Source organism: Janthinobacterium sp. GW821-FHT03C10, assembly GCF_059420865.1.
In genome coordinates this window covers 205,149-227,899 of sequence record NZ_JBWKUN010000002.1, presented here as the reverse complement: position 1 = coordinate 227,899, position 22,751 = coordinate 205,149, and the positions used below count along the sequence as shown (strand labels likewise).

Genomic DNA, 22,751 nt, shown 5'->3' with positions numbered 1-22,751 from the left:
TGCGTGCTCCTGGCTAGCCGGTGACCCGGTTTCTTGTTGATAAGGTGGCTCGATGGCGCCCAAACTACAGGCGGAAACAGAAAAAGGTCAGGTCGTCGCGGCGCGGCTGTTTTCCCTGCCACGCGGCGCTGTCCTGCAGCAGCGCCGCCGCCACCTCGCCGGCCGGCGCGTCGCGCCGCGCCAGCAGCTGCTCGCGCATGCGCCGCTTGCCGTAGGCGATGTCGCGCGCGCCGCCGATCTGGTCGAGCAAGCCGTCGGTGGTGAGGAACAGCAGGCTGCCGGCGGGAATGTCGGGCGTCTCGTTGTGCCAGCAGTAGCCGGCCGGCGTGTCGACGTAGCCCACGCCCATGCGCGCGCCGTCGATGGCGCGCACGGTTTCTTCGCCGGGGGCCACCACGTAGAGCGCCAGTTTCGCCCCCGCGAAACGCAGGCTGGCGCTGGCCTCGTCGTAGCACAAAAAGGCGCAATCCATGCCGTCGTTCGAGCCGGCGTGGCCGCTGTCGGCGCCGTCCTGGCCCAGCAGGGTCTTGATGGCGCGGCTGACGGCGCCGATCAGGGCGGCCGGATCGCGCGGCCCCCGTTCGCGCAGGGCCTGGCTCAGGGCCGACGAGGCGATCAGGGTCATGAAGGCGCCCGGCACGCCGTGGCCCGTGCAGTCGGCGATGGCGGCGAACCAGCCCCCTTCGTGGCGTTCGAAAAAGTAGAAGTCGCCGCCGACCACGTCGCGCGGCTGCCATTCCAGGTGCGCGTCGGGCAGGGCGGCGCGTAGTTCCGCATCGGAGGTGCGCAGCAGGGCGCGCTGGATCACGCTGGCGTAATCGATGCTGTGCATGATCTGCCGGTTCTTTTCCGCCTGCATGGTGGCCACCACGTTCATCAGCTGCAGGCCGAAGCCCACGCCGGCCAGCGCGCCATCCTCGGTGATGATGAAGCCGTCGGCCAGCGCCTTCTCTCCCGCTTCCACGGCGCGGAAGGTGAGGTCCTCGATGCTCATGGCGCCATCGACGATCAGCGGTTCCTTGTCCATGAAGGCGATGCAGCTCTTCTTGCCGTACACCTCGTGATAAAAGGGCTTGGACATCTGCGACATGAAGATGTTGCGACTGATTAAGCCGATGGGCTTCTGCTGTTCCGTGACGGGCAGGCTCATCATGTCACGCCGCTCCGTGAACAGTTCCAGCACGGCGAAGTTGCTGGCGTCGGCCTGCACGGATTCCGTGGGAATGCACAGGTCAAGCGCCACGGACGTGCGATAACGGGGAAGATGCAATCGAGAAGCGTTGAACTCCACAGCGGCTACCTTTACATGACGATCGGACCCTTGTTGTCACGCGGGCAAGGCGACTGACAAACAGGCAATATCATCATGGTAGCCGTCGAATGTGACGTCTTGATTACCGACTTGTCAAAACCGTATGCAAGATGGCTGTAGGGCAAGCAACTTACAGGCCCCGGGCCAGCGCCTGCGCCTGCGCCAGCCAGCGTTGGCGCTGCGCTTCGGTGGAATTGATCATGGGGCCGAAACTGGCCACCTTGACGGGCTTGACGCCGCAGAACTCCAGCGTCGTCTTGCGCAGCTGGTGGATGCCGGGCATGCGGTAGACCCAGCGGAAATACCAGGGCGGCGTGTCCATCGTCACCAGCAGCTGGGCCGTGCGTCCCAGCAGCAGCTGGGCTGGAAACGCCTTGCCCGGGCGGTATTTGAAGGCAAAGCCGGGCAGGAAGACGCGGTCGACAAAGCCCTTCAGCAGGGCCGGCGCGCCGCCCCACCAGATCGGGTAGGCAAACACCAGGTGTTCGGCCCAGCTGATGGCTTCCTGCGCGGCCAGCAAGTCCGGCTCCAGCGGCTGCACCTGGCGGTAGCCTTCATGCAGGTTCTGGTCGAAGTCCAGCTGTCCCAGGCGCAGTTCGCGCACGCTGTGGCCTGCGCCGCGGGCCGTGGCGGCGTAGGCCTCGGCCAGGGCGGCGCAGAAACTGTCGCTGGACGGGTGGCCGAGGAGAATCAATATGCGCTTGGGTGTCGTCTTGGTCATGATGCAGGCTGTCCGTTAAAGAAGAGCTTGCATGCTAAAGCCTGCCCCTAGTGGCAGAGTCAAGCGCGCAGTGTCAGGCTGCCTGCAATTGCTGGCGCGCCAGGCAGTCGCGGATTTCCGTGTCGATGTCGGCCAAGTGCGCGTCGAGCTGGCGCAGGCGGGCGATATCCTGCCGCACCTGCGCGCGCTTGGCGTCGATGTGCCGCGACAGGGCGGCCCAGTCCGTGTCATCGCCGGCCAGGACTGGCAGCAGTTCGGCCAGGCGGAAGCCCAGGACCTGCGCCTGGCGTATCAGCTTGACTTGCGCCAGGTCTTGCTGCGTATACACGCGATAGGCGCCGGAACGGCGCACGTCGCCCAGCAAGCCCAGCGCCTCATAGTGGCGCAAGGCTTTGGGCGAGGTGCCCGCCAGGCGGGCGATTTCTCCGATGTACATGGGTGATCCTTTCTCGAGCGTGAGCGAATCTTACCGCAAGGCAGTGGCGCCCAGGCGGCCCAGGCATCGTCAGACCCGGCGCGGCGGGATTTTCTTCGCCGTGCACTCGGCGCAGGTGCCGTACAGCGACAGCGCGTGCTCGTGCAGCACGAAGCCCCGCTCGGCGGCGATCTCGTTCTGGCGCAGTTCGATGCCTTCGTCGACGAATTCATCGACCTTGCCGCAACCCGTGCAGACCAGGTGGTCGTGGTGCTGGCCTTCGTTCAGTTCGAAGACGGCGTGGCCCGATTCGAAGTGCCGGCGAAACAAAATGCCCGCTTCGGCAAACTGCATCAGCACGCGGTAGATGGTGGCCAGGCCCACGTCGATCTTTTCGGCCAGCAAGAGTTTGTAGACATCGTCCGCACTCAGGTGCTTGATCGTGCCTTCCTGGAACAGCTGCAGAATCCGCAAGCGGGGGATGGTCACTTTCAAGCCCGATTCACGCAGTTCCCTCAATATATCCATGTCTCCCATTCCTTTTTGTAATCGCTGAGCGAGGTAAGCCATTATATCGCAAATGATAATCATTACCATTCTCATGTGCGCATTGAAAATAGTATGCTGCATGGGCAGGCGGCAATCCAGTGACATCGGTGCAAGTAGTGCTTGCGTTGCGGACAAGTTTGCCAGCGCGATAGTTAAGAATGGAAAAATGGCACCCGGATCGCTACACTGTGCAGCAGACAATAACAATGGAGGGGCCATGGACCGATTCGATGCGATGCGCATCTTTACCCGCATCGTCGAACTGCGCAGTTTCACGCAGGCGGCGCATGACCTTGGCTATCCGAAGGCCACCGTCACGCATGCGATCAAGCAGCTTGAAGCGCGGCTGCGCGTGCGCCTGCTGCAGCGGACCACGCGGCAAGTGACGCCCACGCCCGATGGCGAGGCGTATTACCAGCGCTGCGCGCGCCTGCTGGCGGACCTGGAAGAAACGGAAGCCGTGTTTTCCTCGGCGGCGCGGCAGCCGGCCGGCAAGCTGCGCATCGACCTGCACGCGACCCTGGCCATGCACTTCGTCATGCCCGTGCTGGACCGGTTCTGCGCCCGCTATCCCTTGATCGAACTGGAAATCGGCATGGGCGACCGCCTCGTCGACCTGGTGCGCGAAGGCGTCGATTGCGTGCTGCGCGTGGGGGAGTTGAGCGATTCGTCGATGGTGGCGCGCAGGGTGGCGCTGCTGGAGCAGGTGACGTGCGCCAGCCCCGCCTACCTGGCCGCACACGGCACGCCGGAAAACCTGGCGCAGCTGGCGGGCCACCGCGCCGTCAATTTCTTTTCCGCCCAGACGGGCAAGGTCTGGCCCTTCGATTTCAAGGCGGATGGGCAGCGGCACAGCGTGGCCTTGCCGGGCAGCGTGTCCGTCAATAACGCGGACGCGTATCACGCCTGCTGCCGCGCGGGCATGGGCTTGATCCAGGCGCCCCGTTATCACCTGGAGCGGGCGCTGGCGTCTGGCGAGCTGGTGGAAGTGCTGCGGGACTGGCGTCCCGACCCGCTGCCCGTGTCCGTGCTGTATCCCCACCACCGGCAATTGTCGCCGCGCGTGCGCGTGTTTGCAGACTGGGTCGCCAGCCTGTTCGCCGAGGCGGCCTGATTTTGCAATGCCGCATTTTCTTGACCTGGGCAAAGGAAAAAATCCCTCTGTTGATGCCATCTAGCACTATTTGATGTGGATCAAAGTTTTTGTTGCACTGCACTCTTAGACTTCGCAGCGTTACTTAACGACAGAGGAAAATAAAATGAAAAAGTCCGCAACTGCAGCAGCAATCGTTTTGGCCGCCATCGGCGCATTCGCCGGCAACGCAATGGCACAGGAAGGCCCATGGCTGGTCCGTGCGCGCGCCGTGCACATCGATCCGGCCGATAAATCTGCTCCTGTTGGTGGCGTCGGCGCATCCGACCGTTTGACGGTCAGCAGCAAGACGATTCCTGAAATCGATATTTCGTACTTCTTCACCCCGAATATCGCTGCCGAGCTGATCCTGACTTACCCGCAAAAGCATGACGTCAAGCTCGACGGCAACAATATCGGTACCTTCAAGCACCTGCCGCCGACCCTGTCGCTGCAATACCACTTCATGCCTGAAAAACAGTTCAGCCCTTACGTGGGTGCCGGTATCAACTACACGAATATCTCGGACGTGAAATTGCTGAACGGCGCCGGCCGCCTCGAGCATGACAGCTGGGGCTACTCGCTGCAAGCCGGTGTCGACTACAAGCTGGACAAAAACTGGTCCTTGAACTTCGACATCAAGAAAGTGCAGATTCGCAGCGATGTGTTCATCGGTGGCGCCAAGGCCAGCGAAGTCAAGGTCGATCCATTGCTGATCGGTGTCGGCGTCGGTTACCGCTTCTAAATAGTGATGGCGCCCGCAAGGCGCGGACAATAAAAAAGGACGGCCTTGGCCGTCCTTTTTACGTTTGGTGCACGCCGTTTATTTTTTCAGCGTCTTTTCCAGCGCCAGCTGGTAGTCCGTCTTTTCGTAGCCGGCCAGGTATTTGTTGGTGGCGTCGAGGAAGGCGCGCGAGCGGTAGGCCGCTTCCAGGTCCTTGACCCAGGGCTTGGCCTTGTCGGCCGTGCGGATGGCGACCAGGTTGATGTAGCTGTCCGAGATCTTTTCCACGGAGAGGGCCGACGTCAGCTTCATGCCGGCGGCCAGGGCGAAGTTGCCGTTGACGAAAGCGTAGTCGGCGTCCGCCAGCGAGCGTGGCAACTGCGCCGCTTCCAGCGGCACCAGTTTCAGCTTCTTCGGGTTCTCCAGTACGTCGCGCTCGGACGCGCGCAGCGGGTCGACGTTCGGTTTCAGCTTGATCCAGCCCATCTTGGCCAGCATCACCAGCGCGCGCGCCTGGTTGGTCGGGTCGTTCGGCATGGTGATGGTGGCGCCGTTCCTGACTTCGGCCAGCGTCTTTTGCTTGCCGCCGTACAGGCCGATCGGCATGGTCGGCACGGTGATCAATGAACTCAGTGGCAGCTTGTTATCGGTGGCGAACTTGGTCAGATACACGATGTGCTGGAACACGTTGGCGTCCAGCGAGCCTTCGGCCAGCGCGTAGTTCGGCTGCACGTAGTCGTTGAATTCGACGATCTTGACCTTGTAGCCCTGTTTTTCCAGGATGGGCTTGATGCCCAGCTTCAGCTGGTCCGAGTAGGGGCCGGAGCTGGTGCCGATGACGATTTCCTTCGGGTCCTTGGCGTGGGCGGCGGTGGCGAGGGTCAGGCTGGCGGCGGCCAGCAGCAGGGTGCGGCGAATGTGGTTCATGCAGGTCCTTGTTTCTGAATTTGAATTAACGTTTGTCGAGGCGCTTGGCGATGCGCGTGCCGGCGAACTGGATGGTTTGCACCAGCACGATCAGGATGGCGACTGTAGCGACCATGATGTCCGTCTCGAAGCGGTAGTAGCCGTAGCGGATGGCCAGGTCGCCGATGCCGCCGCCGCCCACCACGCCGGCCACGGCCGAATACGACAGGAAGCTGATCGACAGCACGGTCAGTGCCAGCACGAGGCCGGAACGCGCTTCGACCAGCAGCACGCGGAAGATGATCTGCAGCTCCGACGCGCCCATGGCGTGCGCCGCCTCGATCACGCCGCGCGGCACTTCGCGCAGGTTCTGTTCCACCAGGCGCGCCAGGTAGGGAATGGCGGCGAACGACAGCGGCACGGCAGCTGCCAGCGGGCCGATCGAGGTGCCCGCGATGATGCGCGTAAACGGCGTCAGGGCGACCAGCAGGATGATGAAGGGGAAGCTGCGCACGGTATTCACCAGCCAGCCCAGGATGGTCGACAGGGGGCGGTTTTCCAGCGACTGGCCTTCCGAGACGAGGAACAGCAGGATGCCCAGCGGGCCGCCGATCAGGATGGCGGCGGTCAAGCCGATGCCCAGCATGGTCATGGTCTGGCCCAGCGCCACCCAGATTTCCGGCAGCAGGTTGACGACGTTATTGATCGATTCTTCAAACATGTGTTGCATCCTTCCATGCGGTGGCTTCAAACGCCTCGGTGCCGTAATAAGCCAGCTCGCGTCCCAGCGCCGTCTTGCGCGGGGTGGCCGTGTCGCTCAGATCGAATTGTTCGGCGATGGCGCCGTTTTCCACGACGGCCACGCGGTTGCAGATGGCGCCCAGCACCGACAGCTCATGGCTGACGATGACGATGGTCACGCCCAGGCGCGCATTGATGTCGCGCAGGGTGTCGAGCAGGGCGCGCGTCGTTTCCGCGTCCAGCGCGGAGGTCGGCTCGTCGCACAGCAGCACGTCGGGGTGGCTGGCCAGGGCGCGGGCGATCGCCACGCGCTGTTTCTGCCCGCCGGACAGTTGCGCCGGATAGCTGTGCAGCTTGTCGGACAGGCCGACGAGCGCCAGGCATTCCTCGACGCGGGCGGCGATCTGCTCGCCCTTGGCCGTGCCGTGGATTTTCAGGGGGAAGGCGACGTTGTCGAAGACGCTGGCGTTTTGCAGCAGGTTGAACTGCTGGAAAATCATGCCGATGTTCTGGCGCGCGTCGCGCAATGCGCTCTTGCCCAGGCGCGTCAGTTCGCGCCCGGCCACGGTAATGGTGCCGCTGTCGGGACGTTCGAGCAGGTTAATCAGGCGCAGCAGGGTCGATTTGCCGGCGCCGCTCTTGCCGATCAGGCCGAAAATATCACCGGGATAGACTTCCAGCGTGACCGATTTGACCGCGTGGAATTGTTCGCCCTTGGGCAGCGCGAAGGTCTTGTTCGCGCCATCGATGCGAATCACCGGCGTACGGTGTGGTGTGGTCATGCAGTGTTTCCTTTTTTATTGGACCGTGACAGGCTTGCTTGCAGGGGCCAAATCGCCCAGCCTGTTACGTCGGTTGCGTAGTATACCTCCGATCGTGTTATTACTCCTACGACAGAATCTTGCTTTGAATATGCAAATAATGTCTATATGGGTGTTTGGCGAGAGTAAACGCGGTTTTTTCGTGTTCAGCCGATGGAAAATTCGACGGGAATCGATAATTCCAGCGGGTCCGGCCGTTCCTTGGGAATGCGCGGCAGTGGCGCCGCCCGTTGCAAAGTGTCGAGCGCGGCCTGATCCAGCGCCGCGGAACCGGAACTGCGCTCGATGGCGGCCGCCAGCACCTGGCCATCGCGGTCGATGCGGCAGCGCAGATACACCACGCCCTGTTCCTGCTTCGCGCGCGACGCCGTCGGGTAGCGGCGGAAGCGCTCCATGCGCGCCAAAACCTTGCCTTCCCAGCTCGATACGCCGCTGCGCAGCTCCTGTGGCGCGGGCGGCAGAGCAGGCGAGGGCGGTGCCGCCGCGACAGACGCCGTGGCTACCGGTGCCGGCGTGACGGCGGCATGGCGCACCTCGGCAACGGCCGCGATGCTCTCGGCTTGCTGGGGCATGGGCGCGGCATCGGGCTGCGGCAGCACGAACTGCGGGATGGCCGGCACTGCCTTTTTGGCAAGGGCTTGCGATGGCGCGGCGGCCGCGCTGACCTGTTCAGCAAGATTCTGCTCCAAAGGGCGGGGCGGGGCGGCGGCCGGCAGGAACAGCAGCATGGCCGGCTGTGCGGAGTCGGGCGCGATGGCCAGTACGGGCGCCGCTGGCGCCCGGTGGTGCACGGCCCATCCCAGCAGGGCGCCATGCACGGCGAAGACCGTGGCGATGGTCAGCGGCTTGTGCCACTCCGGCGGCGGCGTCTTTTCTGGCGCCGGCGCCGGACCCTCCGGGCGACGCAGCAGATAGAGGATGACGGCGATTTCCATCGTTGCCACGAGGACGATGACCCACCAGGGCGGATGGCCGAGGCACATGGCGACAAAACCGATGGCCATGCCCAGGCAAGCGAGGATCTTGCCGCGCCGCGACACGGCGCGGTGTTCGCGCCACTGGCGCAGCGGCGCGCCAAAGCGCGGGTGGTGCAGCAGCCAGTGTTCCAGGCGCGGCGAGGCGCGGCTGAAGCAGGCCAGCGCCAGGATCAGGAAGATCGTCGTCGGCATGACGGGGAGCAGGGCGCCGATCACGCCCAGCGCCACCATCAGCATGCCGGCCACCGTCCAGGCCCAGCGGCGCAGCCGTGCCGTGTGCGCTTCCGCGTTTGCTCGGGTCACTGGTTCCTCCATCAGGCGCAGGCCTCCACGTGGCCGTACATGCGCAAAAAGGCGGCGCGCGCGCCCTCGATCACGCGCGCTTCGCCGGCGTCATCAAGGGCGGCCGTATCGAGCACGGACGTAAACTCGCGCCAGTGGCGCGCGCGCCCGTCCGGGTGGCCCGCAAGGTGGCGCGCGCCGTGGTGTTCATCGAGGCCGATCTTGCCGGCCAGTTTATACAGGATGGCCGCGCCCAGCTTCGAGCCTTCGCTCACGTACAGCCAGCCCAGCGCCGTGGCCAGGTCCAGCTGCGCGTCGAACGGCGGCGTGGCCGCATCGGCTGGCAGGGCGGTGCCCAGGTCGCGCAGATCGGCCGCGATGCTGGCGTAGCGGCGGCGCTGTTCCAGATCCGGCAGCAGGGCGGCCAGTTGCGCGTTGTCGTACAGCGCGTCGACGTCGCGCAGGAACGCGTACTGCGCCTGCAGGAAGCGCGCGTAATTGTCGCGGCTGGAAAACGGCGCGCTGGCCATGATGCGCTGGTCCAGCAATTCGTGGGTGGCCATGGTGTCGGCTTTCAGGCGCTGGCTGCGGGTCGGGGCCGCGTTGGTCGGAACGGCGTTCAAGGTGCTGGTGGTGTCGCTTGCATGCATGGAATATCTGCTCTCTATTATAAGGATGAATCAAATCAGAAACGAAGGCCAAGCGTGACGCGCGCCGTGCGGCCCGGTCCCGGCATCAGGCTCAGGGTCAGCGGATCGAGGTAGTAACGGTCCGTCAGGTTGTCCAGCGCTACGTCGACGGTGGCGTTGGGCGTGATCTTGTAGCTGGCGAACAGGTCGGCCAGGGTGTAGGCCTGCGTCAGCACCTGCGGCGAGGTGCCCGTCCACGACTGCCACACGGCCTTGTCGTCCTGGCGCGCCAGCGGATGGCCGACGTGCGTCAGGCGCGTGCCGACGGTGAGTTTTTCCTGCAGCCAGCGCGTGCCCAGGGTCAGGTTGGCGCTCAGTTTGGGCTGGATATGGTTGCTCACGTAGGAACTGGAAAAGCCGATGGGCGAGCAGTCGGGCGTGTTCCAGATATCCGATTCCCACTCGCTGGCCTTGCGCAAATAGGCCGCCGTGGCCGCGTCGCAGATCAGGGTCTTGCGGTTCCAGGTGCCGGAAAAGTCGGCAAACACGCTACCCCGGTCATATGACGACTGCAGCTCGATGCCCGAGACGCTGTACTTGTCCGTATTCGCCATCGAGAAATTCTGCGCGTAGGCCGGCAAGTCGGGAAGCGGACGGCGCGTGATGTAGCCGTGGGTGACGTTGTCGAAGTACGCCACGCGCAGGCGCAGCTTGTCGGCGGCGCTCCATACGCCATCCTTGACCAGGCTCACGCCGATCTCGCGGTTGTGGCTGCGCTCGGCATTCAAGGGCGACGAATACGTGGCCGAGAATCCCATTGTCGACTCATACAGGCTGGGCATGCGCAGGCCGCGCGCGTCGCGCAGGAACAGGCTGACGCTGTCGGACAGGCGCGCCGTCAGCGCAAACGTGGGCGCAAAACCGTGGTCCTTGCGGCGGATCGGCTTGCTGTAGCTGAACAGGCCGGGGATGGCGTCGCGGAAGACATAATCACTGCCGCTCCAGTCGGCGACCTGCGAGACGTCCAGCGGCGCCGGCTCGGCGCCGTATTTTTCCACCATGCCGCCCACCAGCGCGGGATTGGTGGCGGGCGTAAACCGGCCCTGCGCATCCTGGTACCACTTCGCTGCGCCGAGCTGATCGCCGTCCTTGTCCCACATGGTGACCCATTGCCAGCCTTGCGGCTGGTATTGCTGTTCGGCGCGGCGGTTGCGGTCGCGTGACTCGAAGCGCTGGAAGCGCCCGCCCGCCTCGACACTCAGCCAGTCGCGCGCCTGCCACTGCAGCGAGGCGAATGCGCTCTGCTCGTGGCGCTTGCCGTTGCGCAGCGTGTGGTTGGCGTTCAGGTCTTCGTCGAGGATGCGCACGCTGTCGGCCGGGCCGATATCCTCGTTCTGCAGCGACAGGCCATAGTCCAGCTTCAGCGCGCCCATGCCGGTGGCGAAGCGCGAGCTGTTCGTCAGGTCCGCGCCGACGCGGCGCGCCTGGTTCTTCGCCAGGTACAGCACTTCCACGCATTCCTTGCATTCATGGCCGCCCGGATTGGGCTTGCCTTCCAGCGGATTGCTGAAGATGTCGCCGTTGCGCGACTTGCTCTGCATGTCCGTCAGCCACAGGTTGGCCTTCAGGTCGATCAGCTGCTGGCCTTCCGGCTTCCACTCGTAGCGCGCCGTCAGGGCGTTGGTGCGCACCTGGCTGGGGTCCCACTGCGGGATGCTGCCGGTGCTGTTGCGGTAGATCTGCGACGGCATGATTTCGCCATAACTGCTGTCGAAATAGCGGTAACCCAGCTCCAGCTTCTGTTCGTGCGGCAGGCGCAGGTTGGCCTTCAACAGGGCCGAGGTGGTGCGGTTGGCCGTGTTCAGCACTTCGTCGCCCTTCTTGAAGAACTGCGTCACGCCATTGTCGTCGCCCCATTCGTTGAGCATCTGATAGCGCCCGAAGCCGCGCGTGCCGGAAAAATAATTGCCGATGCTGCGGTGGCTGATGGCGGCCACCAGGTCGTAGTCATCCTGGCGCGTGGCCACGGCGATGCTGCCAAAGCCGCTGCGCGGGTCGCCCAGCTTGTTGCGGTGCGTGCGCGGCGCGCTGCCGAAATCGGCGGGCGCCGAGACGCTGTTGTCCTGCATGCCGCCGCGCAGGCGCACGCCCGTGCGCTGGCCCGGTCGCAGGATGTCTTCGGGGCGCAGGGTCTGCATGCTGACCATGCCGCCGATGGCGCCCGCGCCTTGCGCCGACAGGTTCGGGCCCTTGTCGATGCGGATGGCGCTGATCAGGTCAGGGTCGATGTAGCTGCGGTCGGCGATGCCCGCGTATCCGCGGTAGACGGTGGACGACTGCAGGCTGCCGTCGATCAGCACGGGCACGCGGCCCTGGCCCTGCATGCCGCGCACGTTGACGTCGACGGCGCCGCTGTTGCGGCTGTCGCCCACCTGCACACCGGCCACGCCCTTGAAGATATCGGCCGGCGACGTGCCGCGGAAGCGTTCGATCTGCTCGCGCCCGATGTAGGCGGACGATGCGGACGTGACGTAGGGCAGGTCAGCCGGATCCGTGTCGTCCGCCTCGAACGTGCCGCTGCCGCCCTGGCCATTCACGCGCAGGGTGCCGATCTGCACCGCGCCGGCAGAGACAGGCGCCGGCGCGCTGATGATGATGGTCGTACCGCCTTGCAGCTGCGCCTGCAGGCCGCTGCCGGCCAGCAGCTGGCGCAGCGCCTCGGGCAGCGAATGCCGGCCTTGCAGCGGCGCGCTTTGCCGTCCCTGCGTCAGGCGCGCGTCGGCCAGCAGCACCATGCCGGCCTGGCGCGCCAGCTCGTTCAGCGCGCGGTTCAGAGGCTGCGCGGGGATGTGCCATTCCACCTGCGCCACCGGCGCGGCGGCGGCATGCACGGCGGGCGTGCCGAAGGCCAGGCCGATGGCCAGTAAGAGGGGAGACAGGCGGGCGGGCAAGGGGTGGCGTGGTGGAGTCAAATGCATGTTTTTCCTATGGTGATGTTGGTGATCCTTCATAGTTAAAACGAATGAGTATCATTTACCCTGACGTGCAGATTGATTTTATTTCGCGACATGGGGACAAATCAGCGGGCGACGATATGCAGCTTGCCGTCCTGGCGCAGCAGGCGCACGGGCAAGGCCAGCGGCAGGGCGGCGGCAAATTGCGCCGGCAGCTTGGCGTCGAAGCTGCCGTTCAGGCGCAGGCCGGCCAGGGCCGGATCGTCGAGCACGAGGTTGGTGTCGCCATAGCGCTGGAATTCGGCCAGCGCCTCGGCCAGGGTGGCGTCCTCGAAATCGAGGCGCCCGGCACGCCAGTTGCCCACCGCTTGCGCGTTGACCCTGGCCAGCGCATTCACGCCGTGCGGCGTGACGGTGACCGTGTCGCCCGCCCGCAGCACTTCGGCATGCGCGCCGGCTTCGCTTTCCACGCGCACCGTGCCTTGCGCCACGCTCACCTGTGTCGTGGCGTCCACGTGGCGCACGGAAAAATGCGTGCCCAGCACCGTTGCCGTGGCCGCTCCCGCGATGACCTGGAACGGACGCGCAGGGTCGGCGTGTACATGGAACATGGCCTGGCCGCGCAGCAGGCGCACGGTGCGCCGGTCGCGGTGCAGGGCCACGTCGACGGCGCTGCCACTATCGAGTTCGATGCGGCTGCCGTCGGGCAGGACTTGCGTGGCGAACTGGCCGCGCGCCGTGCTGTAATCGTGCTGGAAGCCGGGGCGCTGCAGATGGCTGGCCAGCGGCCAGGCCAGCAGGCCGCACAGCAGCAGGCAGCCGCCGGCCAGCGCGCCGCGCGGCGGGAAGGAGGCCGCCTGGCGCAGCCGCTGCAACAGCGATGACGGCGTGCCCGCCGCCGGGGCGGGCTGGCTGAAGGCCGCCACGCGCTGCGCCGGCAGACTGGCCAGCAGCGCATCGGTGCGGGCCAGCGCCTCCCAGGCCTGCTGGTGGCGCGTGTCCGCGTCCAGCCATTGCTGCCATGCCGCCAGTTCGTGCGCGGCCAGGCCCGCGTCGTGGCGCAGCAGCCATTGCGCCGCCAGGAAGTCGATGTCGTCGGCCGTCGTGTCTTGTGATGTCATGTGCTGTTTCATAGCGTATCCCGCTCGGGTAAGCCTTTTTTACAGGCGAGCATGCCGTTGATGATGTGTTTTTCCACCATGTTGACGGAGATACCCATCTGGGCGGCGATCTCGATCTGGCTCAGGCCATCGAACTTGTACAGCGCGAAAGCCTGGCGGCAGCGCGGCGGCAGGGCGTCGATGATGGCCAGCAGGCGCTCCATGGTTTGCCGGTCGTGCAGCCGCTGGTCGGGTTCATCGGCGCGCGGCGCGCGCAGCTGCATGTGCGGCTCGTCGAGCGCGTCATGGGGCCGTCTCTGCTGCAAGCGCTGTTCATCGATGGCGATGTTCTTTGCCGTCACGTACAGCAGCGCGCGCTGGCCGCTATCGGGCGCCGCGCCGCTGTGCAGGGAGGGCGCACCGCCTTGCCGGGGAGGTGCGCCGCCGAGCGGATCGCGTGCCAGGATGCGGGCGTAGGCTTCCTGCACCACGTCCTGTGCCTTGTCGCGGCATCCCGTGGAGCGCGAAATCAGGCGCAGCAATTCCTGGTAATAGCGTTCAAGCACCGCGCGTTTCCTCGTTATCAAAGCAGGCAATCATAGCAAGCTCATCAAACAATAACAAGAATCATTCTCATTTATGTTGCTGGATAACGCTGGATATTTTTTGCAATGAAGACAATAATCGGTAGCAGAAGCCGCTGTCGCGAAGATTACCGCTCTTATTATCGATTTTATCGATGCTAACTAGGTATATTTTCCGTTTTACATCGATCTTCATGCCATGCATAATCTGTTGCAACTGAAGCCAGACAATCAGCCGCAGGCGCCGTTCGCCTGCAGCCGTTTGCGGTTTTGACATCCACCACTCCCTATCAGGAATCCATCATGAAAAAACTGCTCGCTTTTATCGCCGCCGCCGGTTTCTCGCTGTCCGCTGTTGCCGCTCCTGAAGTCTATGTCATCGATGGCAGCCACACCTTCCCCCGTTTCGAGTACACCCACATGGGTTTCTCGACACAGCAAAGCCGTTTCAATAACACCACCGGCAAGGTCACGCTGGACCGCGCCGCCAAGACGGGCGCCGTCGAAGTGCTGATCGATACCAAGTCCGTCGACACGGGTTCGACCCTGTTCAACTCGCACATCCAGGGCGAGGACTTCCTCGACACGGCCAAGTACCCGGTCGCCACCTACAAATCGACCAAATTCAATTTCGACGGCGACAAGCTGGCCTCCGTGGAAGGCAACCTGACCCTGAAAGGCGTGACCAAGCCGGTGACGCTGACCGTCACCTCGTTCCATTGCGCACCGCACCCGATGCTGAAGAAAGACGCCTGCGGCGCCAACGCCACGGCCAAGATCAAGCGCTCGGAATTCAACGCCGGTAAATATGCGCCGGCCGTCAGCGATGACGTGACCCTGACGTTTGCGATCGAAGCGATCAAACAGTAATCGTTGGCTGCATGACGTAAGAATGGCGGCGGACTTCGGTCCGCCGCCATTTTTTTGAGTGGCGGTAGGTCGGATTAGCGCGGCAAGGCCGCGCGTAATCCGACATGAGCCGCCAACAAGGTGTCGGATTACGCGACGTGTCGCTAATCCGACCTACGCGGGCGACAGCACCTTTACGCCAGGTGATGCACCTCCTGCTGCCCATACACGGGGGTAGTCAAGCCTTCCATGCGCGCCTTCAGCTGCAGCGACAGGTACTGGGAATAGTGGCGCGACTGGTGCAGGTTACCGCCGTGGAACCACAGCGATTGCTGCTGCGTGGGTTTCCACATATTGCGCTGCTCGCCCTCCCACGGGCCCGGGTCCTTCGTCGTGGCGGAACCGAGGCCCCACACCTTGCCCACTTTATTCGCCACCTCGGGCGAGATCAGGTCGGCTGCCCAGCCGTTCATGGAGCCGTAGCCGGTGGCGTATACCACCAGGTCGGCGGGCAGCTCCGTGCCGTCGGAGAGCACGATGGAACGGGCTTTCAGTTCCTGCACGCCGACGCCGCTTTTCAGCTTGATCTTGCCCTCGGCGACCAGTTCGGAGGCGCCCACGTCGATGTAGTAGCCGGAGCCGCGGCGCAGGTATTTCATGAACAGGCCGGAGTCGTCGTCGCCGAAATCGAGCATGAAGCCCCGTTCCTCGAGCCGCGCATAAAAATCCGCGTCGCGCTCGCGGATGGCCTGGAAGACGGGTTTCTGGAAGTCGGCCAGGATCTTGTACGGGATCGAGGCGAACGTCAGGTCCGCCTTGGCCGTCGTCATGCCGGCCGCCAGCGCCCGCTCCGAATACAGGTCGCCCAGCGCCAGGTCCATCAAGGAATCGGACTTGACGATGTGTGTCGACGAGCGCTGCACCATGGTCACATCCACGCCCGCTTCCCACAGGGCGGCGCAGATATCGTGCGCGGAATTGTTCGCGCCGATGACGACCACCTTCTTGCCGGCATACGCGTCCGGTCCCGGATGCTGCGACGAGTGCTGCTGCTCGCCCTGGAACACGTCCATGCCCTTGAACTTCGGCATGTTCGCCTTGCCCGACATGCCCGTCGCCAGCACCAGCTGCTTCGGCTTGAGGGTGACGGGCTGGCCGTCGCGCAGCACCTGTACCGTCCACTCGCCGCTGGCGTCGTCGAAGCTGGCCGATTCGCATGACGTCGAACCCCAATAGTTCAGTTCCATCACCTTGGTGTACATTTCCAGCCAGTCGCCGACCTTGTCCTTGGGCGTGAAGACGGGCCAGTTGTCGGGAAACGGGATGTACGGCATGTGGTCGTACCAGACGGGGTCGTGCAGGCACAGCGACTTGTAGCGCTTGCGCCAGCTGTCGCCGGGACGGGCGTTTTTCTCGATGATGATGGTGGGGACGTTCAATTGCCGCAGGCGCGCGCCCAGCGCGATGCCGCCCTGGCCGCCGCCGATGATGACGCAATACGGTTGGCGCGCGTAACCGAGTTCCTTGGCTTCCTGTTCACGGTGCTCCAGCCAGCTGCTGCGGTTGGTGCGCGCGCCGTGTTCCGCGCCCATGGGCCGCCGGCCGCCCTTGGCTTCTTCAAAACCCTTCAATTCGCTCATGGTGGTAAGCAGCGTCCAGATCTTGCCGTCGCGGATGCGGATGAAGCCCACGCCGCGCGCCACATTCGTTTCCACCGTGATCCAGCTTTGCAGCACGCCGCCCGCTTCCACCGCATGTTCGCCGTCGGCGATGCGGATGGAGACGGGCTGCACGGCGCCCAGCTGGGCGGCCAGCATGGCGGCGATCTGCTCGCGGCCTTCCAGGGTTTTCAGGTTCCAGGTAAACAGCACCAGGTCGCGCCAGTAGCCGTCCTGTTCGAACAGCTGCGCGGCGCCCGTGCCGTCGCTGGCGCGAAGAAAGCCTTCGAGCTGCTCCAGGATGCCGGCCACGGCCAGGTCGTGCGGGTTGATTTCGGTTTGCATCGTGTCTCCTCCAAGTCTGCTGACTTTATGATGGGATGCGGCTGTGTTGCCGCTGACGATGTTGTAACACCGGCGTTCCGGCCCCGCATCCCGCAGCGCAGCATGGACGAATGTGAGACGGAAATCTCAGCTTGCCGGATGCCTTACTGGCGGTGCGGCGGCACGATGTGCAGCTGCTTGAGGCGCCGGTACAGGGTGGCGCGCGAGACGCCCAGCATGGCGGCCGCCTGCAGCGGGCGCCATTTGGCGGCGTTCATGGCGTTGACGATGCGCGTGCGCTCGGCCAGCTCCTGCGGCGTGCAGGCCGGCGCATCCTCTGTCACGGGGGCGGCGTTTCGGACGCGTGCCCGCGCGCTGGCCTGGCGCAACGGCGCGCGCACGCGCGCATGCAGCCAGGTGCCGCCGCCCGCCAGGCGCAGGGACAGCAGGTTGTGTCCCGTGCGCGCATCGAACAGCCGTTCGGCGCGCACTTCCAGCACCTCGGCGACGGGACGCGGCAGGCTATCGAGACCGCCGATGACGTCGCGCGCGCAGCGGTTGGCGGCGACGATGTCGCCATGTTCATCGATGGCGAGCAGCATTTCCGGCTGCACTTCCACGAAGTGGCGGTTGCGGTGCGCCAGCAGGATGCAGCAATGGCCGTAGGACGTGAGAAAAAAGCCGTCCTCGATCAGGGTCGCGCCCTGGCGCACCAGCTGTTTCACCAGGCGCTGGCTGTCGCGCGCATCGGGCGAATTCAAGGCCGACGCATCGAGCACGCCGATCAAGTCGCCGTGCGGCGAAAAGATCGGCGCTGCGCTGCAGGTCAGGCCCGTGAAGGCGGCGCGGAAGTGGTCGGTCTTGTGCACGGTGATGGCTTCCTGGTCGAGCAGCACGGAGGCGATGCCGCACGTGCCTTCCTCCTCTTCCGACCAGCACGAGCCCGGGTACAGGCCCGCCTTCTTGAAATCCTTGCGCTGGTGCGTGTCGGCCGCGTAGTCGATCGTCACGCCGCGCGCATTGGCCAGGATGACGCAGTAGCCCGCTTCGCGCACCATGGCGTGCAGGCGCGGCAGGCACTGGCCCGTGGAGCGCAGAAAATTTTCCTCGGATTGCTGGATGGCGCGCAGTTCGGCGCCCGTGAGGATGCGCGGCCCGGTGGTGGAGGCGGGATCGAGCCGGTAATCGTCCAGCGAGCGCCGGTACGAGGACGCCAGCCTGGCCGTATCGGCCCCGGGATTGACGATACGGCCGGCGATCAGGTCGCGTACGCGGTCGATATGGCTGGTCTGGCGGACGTAGGGCATGGCGCTCTCCGGTGTCTCGGTATTTTTGATGGTATGCCCGTTTGTAGCATGAAGGCCGGGGCGGCGCATTCTGCGCTGCAGCATCGGCTGCCGTGAGACGTTCGTCTCAAGGTTTGGCCCCGCACAATAGGATGCTTTACAACAAGAGCATCTCTGATAACATCCGTTCAAATCGACAGTCAGCTATCGCAAGGGATACCTATGGCAACGCAAGCGATGTTCCCCGTGCGCCGCTCACTCATCCTGGCCCTGCTGGGCTGGAGCGCCGCCTGCGGCGCCGCCGGTCAGCTCGATCCCGATGGCCAGAGCAGCCTGGAAAAAGAGGTAGCCCGGCGCGCCGCCGTCGAACCGGCCATAGCCGCCGGCTGGCACATGACGCGTTCCGTGGAAGCGGGCGTGCAGGTGGCCGGCGAGAGCAATCTGTTCTGGAAGCTGTCGAATACGCCGGCGCGCAATCCCGGCTTCGATTTCAATCCCTACTGGTACGAGTTCTATGTCAAGCCGGCGCTCGGCTTCAAGCGCAACCTGGGCGACGGCAGGCAGCTGTATGCGCGCGTGTCCGCCGTCGGCTCGGGTACCTTGCGCCATGATCCGTTTGGCGCGGGCGACACGGGCCGCATCTCGATCGAGGAATTCGTCGCCGGCATCCGCATGCCGCTCGGCGGCACGCGCGCCATGCTCGACCTGTCGGCCGGCGCGCAGAATTTCACGCTGGGTACCGGCATGCTGATCGCCAATGGCGGCTCGAACGGCTTTGACCGTGGCGCGCTGAAACTGGGGCCGCGCAAGGCCTTCCAGAATTCCGTGGTGGCCAGAATAAGCCAGGACGCGTTCAGTGCCCAGGCGTTTTATCTCGACCCGAATGAAAACCCCGACAACGATAGCGGCACGCGCGTCGTCGGCGTGGATGTCAGCTACGCGCCCGCGAACGACCGCAAGGCCGGCATCGCGTATGGCAAGGTGCCCCGTTCGCATGCCGCGTATCCGCAGGCGGCGCCGGGCGGCATCGGCGCACCGCTGGCCGTGCCTGACGGCCGCAAGGACTTGCAGTTCGTGTATGGCTACGCGCGCGTTCCCGTGCTGCCCACCGTGCTGTCGAAAGGCTGGTTCGGCGTCGATGCCGCGCGCGAGTGGAATACGCGCGAGCCGATGCGGGCCTGGGGCTGGCGCACGGAAGGGGGCTTTTCGCTGCCCGGCGTGGCGTGGACGCCGAAGTTCACGCTTGGCTACCAGAGTTTTTCCGGCGACGATCCGCGTACGGCGCGCAACGAGCGCTTCGACCCGCTGTTCTTCGAAGGCACGCCGGGTGCCTGGGCTTCTGGCAGCAAGGCCACCTGGGTTTTCGTCAATGCCAACGTGAATGCGCTGCAGGCCACCATCGAGCTGCACCCGACGCCGAAAGACACCGTGACCGCCTACCTGGCCCAGGTGCGGGCCAACCGGATGGGCAGTCCGCTGCAGTTCGGCCAGGCCACGCGCCTCGACGGGCCGGGCGACGCGCCCGTGGTGATCGCCGGCGTGCTGCGCCCGATGCTGGCCAACGATGTCTTCGTCAAGTATGTGCGCGTCGTCAACCCGAATACCTACCTGACCCTGGGCTTCAGCGCCTCGTTCGCGCAGTCGGGCGTGAACCAGCTGGTGAACGGGCAGGCCAGGACCTGGACGGGATGGCTGGCGAACGTGGTATGGGTTTATTAAATATTCTGTCTATCAAGGAGAGCACCGCATGAACGATTTCCCCAGCATGAAACGCCTGGTCCTGGCCGCCGCCTGCCTGGCGCTGTCCGCCGGCGCCCACGCGGCCGAGGCGACGGCGCCGCTGTCAGCGGCCGCCAGCGACCCGGCCGCCTTGCAATGGATGGTGGGCGCGCCGCCGCCGGCCGACAAGATCATCCGCTTCGACGATGGCAGCTATTTCAATTTCCCGCAGCTGCGCTGGAGCGTGTCGCACTTCCGCCAGCTGATGCCGACGGTGGACGTGTCGCGCGGCCTGAAAGCGCCCGTACCCTTGCAACGCGCGCTGCGCACGGATATCGACAGCCTGCGCTTCACGCCCCTGGGCGCGAAGGAACCGATGACCTGGGAGCAGTCGCTGGGCGCCAACTACACGGACGGCATCGTGGTGCTGCACCGGGGACGCATCGTGTATGAACGGTACCTCGGCGTGCTGAAGGACAGCGGCCAGCACGGCGCCATGTCCGTGACGAAGTCCGTCATGGGCACCATCGGCGCGGCGCTGGTGGCCGAAGGCAAGCTCGATCCTGACAAGAAAGTGGCCGAGTATGTGCCGGAGCTGGCCAAGTCGGCGTTTGGCGACGCCACCGTGCGCCAGGTGCTCGACATGACCACGGGTCTGAAATTCAGCGAAGATTACGCGGACCCGAAAGCGGAAGTGTGGCAGCACGCGGCGGCCGGCAGCCCGCTGCCCAAGCCGAAGGATTACACGGGGCCGCGCAGCTATTTCGAGTACCTGCAAACGGTGCTGCACGAGGGCCGGCATGGCGAGGCGTTCGGCTACCGCACGGTCAACTCCGACGTGCTGGGCTGGATCATCGCCCGTGTCACGGGGCAGAACGTCAACGACTACCTGTCCGAGCGTGTCTGGCAGAAGCTGGGCGCCGAGCAGGATGCCTACATGACGGTCGATTCGACGGGCACGCCGTTTGCCGGCGGCGGCCTGAATGCGGGCTTGCGCGACCTGGCCCGCTTCGGCGAAATGCTGCGCAACGATGGCCGCTACAACGGCCAGCAGATTCTGCCCAAGGCGGCCGTCGAGGATATCCGCCGCGGCGGCGACAAGCAGCTGTTCGCCAAGGGCGGCTACGATCTGCTCAAGGGCTGGAGCTACCGCGACATGTGGTGGGTCACGCACAACGACCATGGCGCCTACATGGCGCGCGGCGTGTATGGCCAACGCATCTACGTCGACCCGAAGGCGGAAATGGTGATCGTGCGTTTCGCCTCCACGCCGACGGCGGCCAATGCGGCGAACGACCCGACCACCACGCCGGCCTTCGAAGCGCTGGGCAAGCTGCTGCTGGCCAAGCCGAAGTAGGCTGCCAGCCGTGCGGCTAAGCGGGCACAACTGCAATATACTATCCTTTCGTCATCATTTATTGCTTGAATGATAATTCATGCAGCGCACGCGAGGGGAACGCACCGTGGAAACCAGCCAGCCGGACCAACCGCGCCCCCCGTTGTGGCGGCGCCTGCTGTGGCCGGTCGCCCAGCTGGGCTCGGCCTTCAAGCTGACGGGCACGCATCTGCTGCATCACGTGATCGGCGCCAGCCTGATCGCCGCGTTGATGCTGGTGCTGGAAGGTTTTCACGTGCTCGAATGGCTCGATGCGGCCATGCTGCGCGCCAGCGCGGAACAGGGGCAGCTATTGAACCGGGGCAAGGACCCGGGCGCCGCCTACCGGCCCGGCATCATCGAAATCGACCAGCCCGCGTTCGAACGGGTCTTCGACGAGCGCGAACCGCTGGAACGCACGCGCCTGGAGCAAGTGATCGCCAGCGCCGCCGCGCGCGGCAGCAAGGTGCTGGCCATCGACCTGGACCTGGCGCCGGCCGTGTATGAACAGCACCGGGCGGGCGAGCGGCCGCTGGACCGCCTGCTCGACCGGCTGGCCGCCGACGGCCGGCAACTGGTGCTGATCCTGCCCGAGCAATCGGACCGCAACGCGAACCTGGCATGGATACGCGCGCGCTGCGCGGCCGGCATCCACTTTGCCAGCCCGCGGATCCGCGAACGCATGGGTGCCGTCACGCGCATCGAGCTGAAAAGTCCCGTGCTGGCGGCCGTGGCCTTCGAGCTGGCGCATGGCGCCGACGAGCAGGAGCAACAGCAGCCCATGCCGGCCGTCCTGTCCGAGCAAAAGGAAGGGCTGGCGCTGGCCGGCCGCGTGTGCCAGCTGGCACGGCGCACGGGCAGCGAAAAGGAGCTGGCGCGCTGGGCGTTCGAACCCGTGATCCACGGCGACGCCAAGGATGCGGCCGAGCAGAACGCCGTCACTGCGCCGTTTCACCCGGCCGCCGTGGCGCCGGCATTCCTGTATCCCACGCGCACGCGCGTCAAACTGATCGATGGGCAGGCCGGCGTGGATGCCGGGGCGCTGCGCAAGAATGTCGTGTATATCGGCAGCACCTATGACGTGCGCGACCGCTATACGACGGCCGAAGGCGAGCAGGCGGGCCTGCACCTGCACGCCGCCGCCCACACGTCGCTGGGCATCGGCACGGCCGACGTGAATAAATATGCGGTGTTCGCGGCCGACATCGTCATCGGCGTGTTGCTGGGCTGCCTGTTCGGCGGCCTGTGGACACTGTACGGCCGCGCCGAACTGGCCATCGACAAGCGCATGGAAGACCACGATTTCAGCCGATTGCACCGCGTGGGCACCGTGGCGGAATTCTATGGCATCCGCCTGATGCTGGTGCTGGTGTGGGCCTCGCCGTTCGTCATCGGCGCGCTGGCCATCTACCTGTCGCGCGGCTTGCTCGAGCAGGGCTGGTGGGTCAATCCCGGGCCCCTGATCGCCGGCATGTTCCTGCACGCGATGTCGCTGCGCGACGAAGCCCACCATCCGCACGAGGAAGTGCCGGGCCTGTCCGTGTGGGGCCAGCTGCGCCGCACGCATCCCGGCATCGTGCTGGTGCAGGCGCCGCTGGCGGCGGTGCTGTTGGTGGTGGCGCTGCTGTAAATTACCTGGAAATGGCGCGAGCCGGGCAGGGCCGGGCAGGAAGATGGAATTATCTTTAAGTAA

The 22,751-nt window shown here is 65.0% G+C and carries 21 protein-coding genes; 6 read left to right on the top strand and 15 right to left on the bottom strand.

The features are described 5' to 3' along the window. Positions 1-64: 64 nt before the first annotated feature. From AC07VH_RS08810 to fur, 4 genes are all read right to left on the bottom strand, one after another. Positions 65-1,270 carry a SpoIIE family protein phosphatase gene (locus AC07VH_RS08810; protein WP_494787249.1) on the bottom strand — a complete coding sequence of 402 codons (1,206 nt, stop codon included), beginning with the start codon at positions 1,268-1,270 and terminating at the stop codon, positions 65-67. Between the two features lie 172 nt (positions 1,271-1,442). Further along, complete coding sequence (locus tag AC07VH_RS08805; RefSeq protein WP_494787248.1) at positions 1,443-2,033, bottom strand: NAD(P)H-dependent oxidoreductase; 591 nt, start codon at positions 2,031-2,033, stop codon at positions 1,443-1,445. A 73-nt stretch (positions 2,034-2,106) separates the two neighbouring features. Then, entirely contained in the window at positions 2,107-2,469 is a 363-nt protein-coding gene (locus AC07VH_RS08800; RefSeq protein WP_494787247.1) for a MerR family transcriptional regulator, read from the bottom strand. A gap of 69 nt (positions 2,470-2,538) precedes the next feature. Further along, entirely contained in the window at positions 2,539-2,976 is a 438-nt protein-coding gene (gene fur / locus AC07VH_RS08795; RefSeq protein WP_475415326.1) for a ferric iron uptake transcriptional regulator, read from the bottom strand. A gap of 238 nt (positions 2,977-3,214) precedes the next feature. Here fur and AC07VH_RS08790 point away from each other — a divergent pair, with 238 nt between their 5' ends. Both AC07VH_RS08790 and AC07VH_RS08785 read left to right on the top strand, forming a co-directional pair. Continuing rightward, positions 3,215-4,111, top strand: a complete 897-nt coding sequence (locus AC07VH_RS08790; protein ID WP_494787246.1) for a LysR family transcriptional regulator — start codon at positions 3,215-3,217, stop codon at positions 4,109-4,111. A 145-nt stretch (positions 4,112-4,256) separates the two neighbouring features. Beyond that, entirely contained in the window at positions 4,257-4,874 is a 618-nt protein-coding gene (locus AC07VH_RS08785; protein ID WP_494787245.1) for an OmpW/AlkL family protein, read from the top strand. A gap of 78 nt (positions 4,875-4,952) precedes the next feature. Here AC07VH_RS08785 and AC07VH_RS08780 read toward each other — a convergent pair whose 3' ends face one another. The 9 genes from AC07VH_RS08780 to AC07VH_RS08740 all read right to left on the bottom strand — a co-directional run bounded on the left by AC07VH_RS08780 (position 4,953) and on the right by AC07VH_RS08740 (position 14,124). Further along, the gene (locus AC07VH_RS08780; RefSeq protein ID WP_494787244.1) at positions 4,953-5,780 is read right to left on the bottom strand and encodes a MetQ/NlpA family ABC transporter substrate-binding protein; all 828 of its coding nucleotides are present in this window, start codon (positions 5,778-5,780) and stop codon (positions 4,953-4,955) included. A 25-nt stretch (positions 5,781-5,805) separates the two neighbouring features. After that, complete coding sequence (locus AC07VH_RS08775) at positions 5,806-6,480, bottom strand: methionine ABC transporter permease (protein WP_475415330.1); 675 nt, start codon at positions 6,478-6,480, stop codon at positions 5,806-5,808. Beyond that, positions 6,473-7,282 carry a methionine ABC transporter ATP-binding protein gene (locus AC07VH_RS08770; RefSeq protein ID WP_475415331.1) on the bottom strand — a complete coding sequence of 270 codons (810 nt, stop codon included), beginning with the start codon at positions 7,280-7,282 and terminating at the stop codon, positions 6,473-6,475. Before AC07VH_RS08770 ends, AC07VH_RS08775 begins: the two co-directional genes overlap by 8 nt. A 185-nt stretch (positions 7,283-7,467) precedes the next feature. Further along, positions 7,468-8,601 (bottom strand): TonB family protein, encoded by a 1,134-nt coding sequence (locus tag AC07VH_RS08765; protein ID WP_494787243.1) that lies wholly within the window; start codon positions 8,599-8,601, stop codon positions 7,468-7,470. An 11-nt stretch (positions 8,602-8,612) separates the two neighbouring features. Beyond that, positions 8,613-9,230, bottom strand: a complete 618-nt coding sequence (locus AC07VH_RS08760) for a biliverdin-producing heme oxygenase (RefSeq protein WP_475415333.1) — start codon at positions 9,228-9,230, stop codon at positions 8,613-8,615. A gap of 35 nt (positions 9,231-9,265) precedes the next feature. Then, complete coding sequence (locus tag AC07VH_RS08755; protein ID WP_494787242.1) at positions 9,266-12,187, bottom strand: TonB-dependent receptor; 2,922 nt, start codon at positions 12,185-12,187, stop codon at positions 9,266-9,268. A gap of 101 nt (positions 12,188-12,288) precedes the next feature. Next, positions 12,289-13,284 (bottom strand): FecR family protein, encoded by a 996-nt coding sequence (locus tag AC07VH_RS08750; RefSeq protein ID WP_475415335.1) that lies wholly within the window; start codon positions 13,282-13,284, stop codon positions 12,289-12,291. Positions 13,285-13,292: 8 nt separating this feature from the next. After that, positions 13,293-13,829, bottom strand: coding sequence for a sigma-70 family RNA polymerase sigma factor (locus tag AC07VH_RS08745; protein WP_489630437.1), 537 nt, complete (start codon positions 13,827-13,829; stop codon positions 13,293-13,295). A gap of 67 nt (positions 13,830-13,896) precedes the next feature. Beyond that, positions 13,897-14,124, bottom strand: coding sequence for a hypothetical protein (locus AC07VH_RS08740; RefSeq protein ID WP_494787241.1), 228 nt, complete (start codon positions 14,122-14,124; stop codon positions 13,897-13,899). Between the two features lie 26 nt (positions 14,125-14,150). On the opposite strand from AC07VH_RS08740, the gene AC07VH_RS08735 reads away from it, so the two are divergent. Beyond that, positions 14,151-14,717, top strand: coding sequence for a YceI family protein (locus tag AC07VH_RS08735; protein ID WP_475415338.1), 567 nt, complete (start codon positions 14,151-14,153; stop codon positions 14,715-14,717). A gap of 173 nt (positions 14,718-14,890) precedes the next feature. On the opposite strand, the gene AC07VH_RS08730 is transcribed toward AC07VH_RS08735, so the two are convergent. After that, positions 14,891-16,699 carry an NAD(P)-binding domain-containing protein gene (locus AC07VH_RS08730; protein WP_494787240.1) on the bottom strand — a complete coding sequence of 603 codons (1,809 nt, stop codon included), beginning with the start codon at positions 16,697-16,699 and terminating at the stop codon, positions 14,891-14,893. 143 nt (positions 16,700-16,842) lie between these two features. Further along, entirely contained in the window at positions 16,843-17,985 is a 1,143-nt protein-coding gene (locus AC07VH_RS08725) for a sigma-54-dependent Fis family transcriptional regulator (protein ID WP_494787239.1), read from the bottom strand. Positions 17,986-18,186: 201 nt separating this feature from the next. Between AC07VH_RS08725 and AC07VH_RS08720 the strand changes: the two genes are divergently transcribed. The 3 genes from AC07VH_RS08720 to AC07VH_RS08710 all read left to right on the top strand — a co-directional run bounded on the left by AC07VH_RS08720 (position 18,187) and on the right by AC07VH_RS08710 (position 22,688). Further along, positions 18,187-19,683 carry an alginate export family protein gene (locus AC07VH_RS08720; RefSeq protein ID WP_494787238.1) on the top strand — a complete coding sequence of 499 codons (1,497 nt, stop codon included), beginning with the start codon at positions 18,187-18,189 and terminating at the stop codon, positions 19,681-19,683. A gap of 28 nt (positions 19,684-19,711) precedes the next feature. Beyond that, complete coding sequence (locus tag AC07VH_RS08715) at positions 19,712-21,040, top strand: serine hydrolase domain-containing protein (protein ID WP_494787237.1); 1,329 nt, start codon at positions 19,712-19,714, stop codon at positions 21,038-21,040. 79 nt (positions 21,041-21,119) lie between these two features. Continuing rightward, complete coding sequence (locus AC07VH_RS08710) at positions 21,120-22,688, top strand: CHASE2 domain-containing protein (RefSeq protein WP_494787236.1); 1,569 nt, start codon at positions 21,120-21,122, stop codon at positions 22,686-22,688. Positions 22,689-22,751: the final 63 nt, after the last annotated feature.